The following is a 6,862-nucleotide window of genomic DNA, read 5'->3' on the forward strand; positions in this document are numbered from 1 at the left end:
TCCAACCGGCGAGGGGGTCCGGGGGGCATCATGCCCCCCGGCGGGGCCTGGGGCAGCGCCCCAGTCTTCGTCTTTTCTTCATCCCTTCACGGCCCAAAGGGACCTCCGGACTTTGGCCAGCTCCTTGAGTCCCGGGGAAGACTCGACGCCGGAGTTGAGGTCGAGGCCGTGGGGCCTGGCCTGGGCCACGGCTTCGGCCACGTTGTGCGGGCCGAGGCCGCCGGCCAGGAGCCAGGGCATGGACGGGGAAAATGCGGCCAGGGAGGCGAACGGCAGCGACACGCCGTGGCCGCCGCCGCTGGAGCCGGCGTCGAGCAGGGCGTAGCGGATTGCGCCGGCGAAGCGTTCCACCTCGGCGGCCAGGGCGGCGGTGTCGGCGTGCTTCTGGGGCCAGAAGGCGCGGATGACGCGCTCTCGCCCCACGGCGCGGCAGAAATCCGGGGTCTGGCCGCCGTGGAGCTGGGCGAAGTCGAGCTCGGCCGCGTCCATGGCCGCCAGCACTTCGTCCAGGGTCTGCTCGACGAAGACGCCGACGCGCCTGGCGCCGGTGCGCGGCAGGGCGGCGGCCTGGGCCACGGTCAGCCGGCGGGGGCTTTTGGCGGCGAAGATGAAGCCGAGCAGGTCCGCTCCGGCCTCGGCGCAACCGACGACGTCCTCGGCGCGGGTCATGCCGCAGATTTTGACCAGCAGATCCGCCATGTCAGGCCGCCTTTCCGGCGAGCCGGGCCAGGGCCAGGCCGGGGTCGTCCTCGCGCATGAGGGAGGTGCCGACGAGCACGGCGTTGTACCCGAGCGAGGCCATGTTGAGGACGTCGGCCCGGGCGGTGATGCCGCTGGCGGCGATCCAGATGCGGCCGGGGCGTTTTTTCGCGGCCATGCGCCGGGCCACGCCGAGGTCCGTCGTCAGCCTGTCCAGGTCACGGCTGTTGACCTGGATGATGCGCGCGCCGGCGGCCTCGGCCCGGGCGAGGTCGGCCTCGTCGAAGACCTCGACCACGGCTTCGAGCCCGGCGTCGTAGGTCAGGCGCAGCATTTCCGAAAGCTCCTCGTCGGTGAGCATGCGCACGATGAGGAGCAGCGCCGAGGCCTTGGTGGCGGCGGTCTCCACCACCTGGAGCGGGTGGAGCAGGAAGTCCTTGCGCAGCAGGGGCAGGCCCGCGGCGCTCATGGTTTCCAGGTAGTCCAGCGACCCTTTGAAGTAGGTCTCTTCCGTCAACACCGAGATGGCCGCCGCGCCCGAGGCGGCGTACAGGGCGGCGATGTCTTCGGGCGTGCGGCCCAGGTTGATGTCGCCGGCCGAGGGCGAGGCCCGCTTGTATTCGGCGACGATGGCCACGGGCGCGCCGGCCAGCAGGGCGTCGGAAAAGGGCGGCCGCTTGCCGGCGTAGGGCAGGGGCAGCCGCTCCGTCGCCTCGAGCTCCTTGAGGCGGCGTATGGCCGGGGCCTGGGCGGCGCGGAACTTCTCAAGCATGGAGGACGTCCTTGAAGAATTTCGCGGCCGCGCCGGAACCGATGGCGTCGCGGGCCTTGGCGACGCCCTGTTTGAGGGACAGGTTGTCCTCCAGCAGGTGCAGGGCGCAGCCGAGGTTGAGCGCCACCATGTCCAGCATGGCCTGGTTGCCCTGGCCGGCCAGCACGTCGCGAAGGACGGCCACGGCCTCGTCGCGGCCGGAGACGACCACGTCGGCCGGCTTGTGGGTCGGGATGCCCAGGCTTTCCGGGTCGATGCGGTCGTTTTTGAGCCAGCCGTCGCGCAGCCAGCAGACCGTGGCCGGGCCGAAGGGGGTCAGTTCGTCGAAGCCGCCCGCGCCGTGGATGACCGCGCCGCAGGGCAGGCCGGTCAGGGCCAGCACCTCGGCCATGAGGCGCACGTGGCGCGCCGTGGGCACGCCCAGGAGCTGGTGGGTGGGCCGGGCGGGATTGAGGAGCGGCCCCATGAGGTTGAACAGCGACCGCACGCCCAGTTCCTTGCGGATGGGGCCGATGCGCTTGAAGGCCGGGTGGTAGTTGGGGGCGAAGAGGAAGACGAAGTTGTGCCGGTCGAGTTCGGCGGCGGCGTGGTCGGGCTCGACGATGAGGGGGAAGCCCAGGGCTTCCACGGCGTCGGCGCTGCCGCAGGAGCTGGACACGGCGCGGTTGCCGTGCTTGACGACCTTGTGGCCCATGGCGGCGAGGTACAGGGCCACGGCGGTGGAGCAGTTGAACGAGCAGGTGTTGTCGCCGCCCGTGCCGCAGGTGTCGATGCGCGCGCCGGTAAGGCCGGTGACGAGCCGGGCTTCCTCCAGGGCGGTGGTCACGCCGGCGGCGATCTCCACGGCGCATTCGCCCTTGGTCTTTAAGCCCATGAGGAACGCGCCCACGCACGAGGCGGGCATTTCCCCGGTGTACATGGCCCGGAAGGCGTAGGTGGCCAGTTCCTTGGGCAGGTCCTTGCCTATGGCGAGCAGTTCCAGGCATTCGACATGTTTTTCCACGGTGGTGCTCCTTGTGGCGCGTGGGCGTTTAACGCAGGGACTCGGCCAGTTCCTCGCGCGCCATGTTGAGGAAGGCCCTGGCCCGGTCGATCTGTTCGGCCACGGCGTCCGGGGTGATGCAGAGATTGGTTTCGAAGTCGGCGCGGTTGCGCAGTTCCTCGGCTTCCAGGAGCCAGCGGTGGAACACGGGCGGCAGCACGTTGGTATAGGCGAAGCGCTGGCCGAAGGCGTCCACCACGGCGTCGGGGTGGTGGACGTCGAGCTTGATGGTCAAAAGGAACGCCTCGGCCACGTAGTGCATGATGAAATAGGCGCGGCTCATGGCGCAGTCGAAAAGGCCTTCCGAGGCGAGCAGCCGCGCGGCGCGCAGGCTTTCCTTGGCTTTTTCGAGCAGGGCGGGGACGGTGTTCAAGGTGATGGTTCCTTTGCTTTGTATGTGTAACACGTGATGTTTATTCGGCTAATAATTCTTTTAGATGTTTTGAGGTGTATTCGATTTCTGGGAATAGTGTGCCTTGGTGAATTGAAAGTTGATCAAGTTGGTTTCTGATGTTCTTCTTTGCCGAATATGGAATTTTAATGACCTCAATATTTGCAATATCGCCAATGGAAAGGTGTTTGCTAAGTTTTGTAGCGATGCCGCCAGATATTGTAAAACAGCATGATTGCGCAAGCATTCTGCTGTTCATAATTTCAGGCGATATGGCTATAGAGTAATCGAAATATTTAAATAAATGTTTTTTCAATTCTTCTTTCTTGAATGACGGATACAGATTAAAAGTTTTACTCCTGTATAATTCGTCGCGGTTTTTGTCGGTGTGTATCATGGCAACTCTTATTTCAACAAGTGGATTGCTTGATAAATAAAGTCCTCTTCCCTTGCTCTCGCTTCTGAGGTTGAGGTCGGCTGGGTCCATTATATAAATAAAGCCATCCTGCTTTGTGAGTTGTGTTGCGAAGTATAATGAGATTAGTGGATTTGTTGTCCAGTCGAGTAATCTTGTTGGAAGATCGTAGTGTTGCATGAGACAGAGCCATTGGAAGTCGTTGTAATGATAGTATTTCTCGTAGTGTCTGCATTTAAAACTGTGAAAAAGAAATTTTTCATTGTATTTTTGTTGTCTAAAGATGGACGGAATAAGTTTGAGTTCGCCAAAATCTGAGGACTCTCCTCTGTACCACTTTTTTTTATATCTATGAAATACCACTTCAAGAAGCTGTGACAGAGACGTTATTTCTGTATTATTTGAGATGTTTATCATGGCATGCGTTCGGGAAGTTGTTTGTAGTTACATGTTTTGAATGTATCTGCTGACGGCCAAAGCGAGAGTCCTTGCGTCACGATTTTACTGTCGCTTTGGCCGTACCGATTGCTTTCATCAAATTTTGTCCGGAAAATTCGCGATCAGCTGCATCCCGTCCGGCGTGAACACCGACTCCGGGTGGAACTGCACGCCGACCCAGGGACGGTCGCGGTAGCGCAGCCCCATGACCTCGTTGCGCTCGGTCCAGGCCGTGATCTCGAGCTTGTCCGGGGCCTTGCCGGCCATGACCAGCAGGGAGTGGTAGCGACAGACCTCGAAGGGGTTGGGCAGGCCGTCGAAAAGCCCGGTCTCGCGGTGGTGCACGTCCGACGTCTTGCCGTGCATGATGCGGTCGGCCACGACCACGGGCGCGCCGGCGAAATGGCCCAGGATCTGATGGCCCAGGCAAATGCCGAAGACCGGAATCTCCTTGGGCAGATGCTCCAGGAAGCGCAGGCACAGCCCCGCATTGACCGGGTTGCTCGGCCCCGGGGAAATGCACACCATCTCCAACTTGCCCGAGCCGGCCAGTTCCAGGATCGACGGATCGTCGTTCTTCTTCACCACCGGGTCGCGGCCAAGCTGCTGGAACGCCTGCACCACGTTGAAGGTGAAGGAATCGAAGTTGTCAATAAGTAAAAACATCGCCGTCCTCCTTGGCCGCCAGCACTTCCGCGATCACCCGGGCCTTGTTCTGACATTCCGTCCATTCCTTGGCCGGGTCGGAATCGTAGACGATGCCCGCGCCGGCCTGCCAGGCGACCATGCCGTCGCGGATCCACAGGCTTCGGATGGTGATGCCCGTGTCCAGGTTCACGCGGCCCTCGTCCAGGCCGATCCAGCCGATGCAGCCGGCGTAGGGGCCGCGCGGCAGATGCTGTTCCAGTTCGGCGATCATCTGCATGGCCCGCACCTTGGGCGCGCCGGAGAGCGTGCCGGCCGGAAAGGCGCATTGCAGCACGTCCAGGGCGTCGAGGCCGTCTTTGAGCTTGGCCGTCACGTAGGAGACGATGTGCATGACGTGGGAGAACTTCTCCACCTCCATGAACTTCTCCACCTTCACCGTGCCCGGGCCGGCCATGCGGCCGAGGTCGTTGCGCCCCAGGTCCACCAGCATGACGTGTTCGGCGCGTTCCTTGGGGTCGGCGAGGAGCTCCTCGGCCAGCCGGTCGTCCTGCTCGGGCGTTTTGCCGCGCGGCCGGGTGCCGGCGATGGGGCAGGTGGTCAGCTCGCCGTCGCGGCAGCGGATGAGCAGCTCCGGCGAGGAGCCGAGAAGCGTCACGCGCGGCAGGCGCATGAAGAACATGTAGGGCGAGGGATTGACCTGCCGCAGGCGCCGGTAGAGCACGAAGGGGTTGCCGGAAAAGGGCGCGGAAAACTGCGTGGAGAGCACCGTCTGGATGCATTCGCCGGCGCGGATCATCTCCTTGCACTTGGCCACGGCGTCCATGTAGCCCGCGGCGTCGGGGCAGTTGACCACCCGGCCGATCTCGGGGCGCTCCATGGGCGCGAAGATGTTGCTGTAGTCGATCTTGGCCTTCTTGCCTTCGTCCAGCGACAGGTGCAGGCAACGGTGCTTGACGTGGTCGAAGAGCACCACCCGCCCGGGCAGCACCAGGCAGAACTCGGCCTCGTCCGGCGGCAGCACCGGGGCCAGCTTGGGCTCCAGGATGCCGGCGACGCCGTAGCCGAAATAGCCGACCAGGGACCGGGTGATGGGCGGCACGTCGGAGAAGCCCTCGGGCGGCAGGACGGTCAGATCGGCCATGATGCCGCGCATGCCTTCCATGAAGCCTTGTCCATGGTGCTTTTCCAGGCCGGCCAGGCGCGGGTCGCGCACGCTCACGTCGAGCCGGCCATCCTTTAAGCGCAGACGCAGCCGGAAATCCCAGGCGATGAGGCTGTAGCGGCCGAGCCGGCCGTCCACCTCGGCGCTTTCCAGAAGGATGCCGGGCCGTTCGCCCACGAGCCCGAGAAAGAGGCTGATGGGCGTCTGGACGTCGGCCGGCAGCCACGTCCCTTCCTGCCGTAGCGAAATCGCGCTCATGGATTGTCCTTTTTTGCCGTCTCGGCGGTCCACCAGGCCTCGGCGCGGCGAACGAGCAGGTCCACGTCGCCGCCCACGGCGAGATTGAGGAAGCTGCGGAAATTGCGCACGGCCTCGTGGCTGTACGGATTGGCCTCGAAAAGCGCGGCGAAGAGCGCCGCGTCCTTGGTGATGAGCTTCTCGGCGGCGGTCAGCCGCCGCGTGAACGACGGCGTCAGGTAGTTGCTGACCGCGCCGCCGGCGGCCTGGGCCGCCAGGTAGGCCAGGGTGGTCACGAAGTTGAGGCCCTGCACGTAGGCCGCCGCCCGGTCGTGCTCCTCGGGGTCGGAGGAAAAGGGCGTGAAGCCGATGCGCCGGCACCAGTCGGACACGGCCCCGGTCGCCCAGGCGTCCTTTCCCGGCCGGCCGTCCATGACCGCCACCCGCAGGGCGTCGGCCGGCCCCGGCGCGGGGCCGAACAGCGGATGCGTGCCGACCACGGGGCCGTCGTAATGGGCCGTCATGCCGGCGATGGGCAGCGTCTTGACCGAGCCCACGTCGGCCAGGATCTGCCGGCCGCCCATGAACCGGGCGACCTTTTGCGCCACTTCGCCCGTGGCGTAGACCGGCACGGAAACGAGCACCATGTCCGCGCCGGCGATGGCGGGGGCGAGCTTGTCGTCGGTCAGCGGTCGGTCCAGCTCGCGCACGTCCAGGCCCGCTTCACGGCTTCTCGCCGCGATGAGCTTGCCCATGCCTCCCCTGGCCCCGACCAGGGCCAGGGAGGCGATGGCAAAGTCGGGTTCGTCGGTCGCGGGTGCTTCCGAAGGGTTGTTCGTAACTGCCATAACTACCTTTACTTATAAAATTTACCCCATCGAGGGGGCCCGGGGGGCATCATGCCCCCCCGGTGGGGCGTGGGGCAACGCCCCACATCTTAAATCTACTTCTCGATCGTCTCCCATTTCTCCCAGAAGTCCGGGAACGACTTGGCCACGCAGCCGGGGTTGTCGAGGACCACCTCGATGCCGGCCAGCTCGAACAGGGCGGCGGACATG

8 protein-coding genes are annotated in these 6,862 nt (G+C 64.3%); all 8 read right to left on the reverse strand.

Annotation, left to right across the window (positions count from 1 at the left end; all coding sequences use genetic code 11):
- Nucleotides 1-78: 78 nt before the first annotated feature.
- Nucleotides 79-699 (reverse strand): phosphoribosylanthranilate isomerase, encoded by a 621-nt coding sequence (locus tag Q1K70_RS12370; protein ID WP_300159960.1) that lies wholly within the window; start codon nucleotides 697-699, stop codon nucleotides 79-81.
- 1 nt (nucleotide 700) lies between these two features.
- The gene (locus Q1K70_RS12375; protein ID WP_300159963.1) at nucleotides 701-1,471 is read right to left on the reverse strand and encodes an indole-3-glycerol-phosphate synthase; all 771 of its coding nucleotides are present in this window, start codon (nucleotides 1,469-1,471) and stop codon (nucleotides 701-703) included.
- On the reverse strand, nucleotides 1,464-2,474 hold the full coding sequence (gene trpD, locus Q1K70_RS12380) for an anthranilate phosphoribosyltransferase (RefSeq protein WP_300159966.1): 1,011 nt from the start codon (nucleotides 2,472-2,474) through the stop codon (nucleotides 1,464-1,466). Before trpD ends, Q1K70_RS12375 begins: the two co-directional genes overlap by 8 nt.
- Nucleotides 2,475-2,502: 28 nt before the next feature.
- Entirely contained in the window at nucleotides 2,503-2,886 is a 384-nt protein-coding gene (locus tag Q1K70_RS12385) for a HEPN domain-containing protein (protein ID WP_300159969.1), read from the reverse strand.
- Nucleotides 2,887-2,926: 40 nt separating this feature from the next.
- Entirely contained in the window at nucleotides 2,927-3,736 is an 810-nt protein-coding gene (locus Q1K70_RS12390; RefSeq protein WP_300159971.1) for an FRG domain-containing protein, read from the reverse strand.
- A gap of 117 nt (nucleotides 3,737-3,853) precedes the next feature.
- Complete coding sequence (locus tag Q1K70_RS12395) at nucleotides 3,854-4,423, reverse strand: aminodeoxychorismate/anthranilate synthase component II (protein WP_300159973.1); 570 nt, start codon at nucleotides 4,421-4,423, stop codon at nucleotides 3,854-3,856.
- Nucleotides 4,407-5,825, reverse strand: a complete 1,419-nt coding sequence (locus tag Q1K70_RS12400) for an anthranilate synthase component I family protein (RefSeq protein WP_300159975.1) — start codon at nucleotides 5,823-5,825, stop codon at nucleotides 4,407-4,409. The genes Q1K70_RS12395 and Q1K70_RS12400 overlap by 17 nt, the downstream gene beginning before the upstream one ends.
- On the reverse strand, nucleotides 5,822-6,652 hold the full coding sequence (locus tag Q1K70_RS12405; protein WP_300159978.1) for a prephenate dehydrogenase/arogenate dehydrogenase family protein: 831 nt from the start codon (nucleotides 6,650-6,652) through the stop codon (nucleotides 5,822-5,824). Before Q1K70_RS12405 ends, Q1K70_RS12400 begins: the two co-directional genes overlap by 4 nt.
- Nucleotides 6,653-6,862: the final 210 nt, after the last annotated feature.

Source organism: Solidesulfovibrio sp. (genome assembly GCF_029978005.1).
In the GTDB taxonomy this organism is placed as follows: Bacteria; Desulfobacterota; Desulfovibrionia; order Desulfovibrionales; family Desulfovibrionaceae; genus Solidesulfovibrio.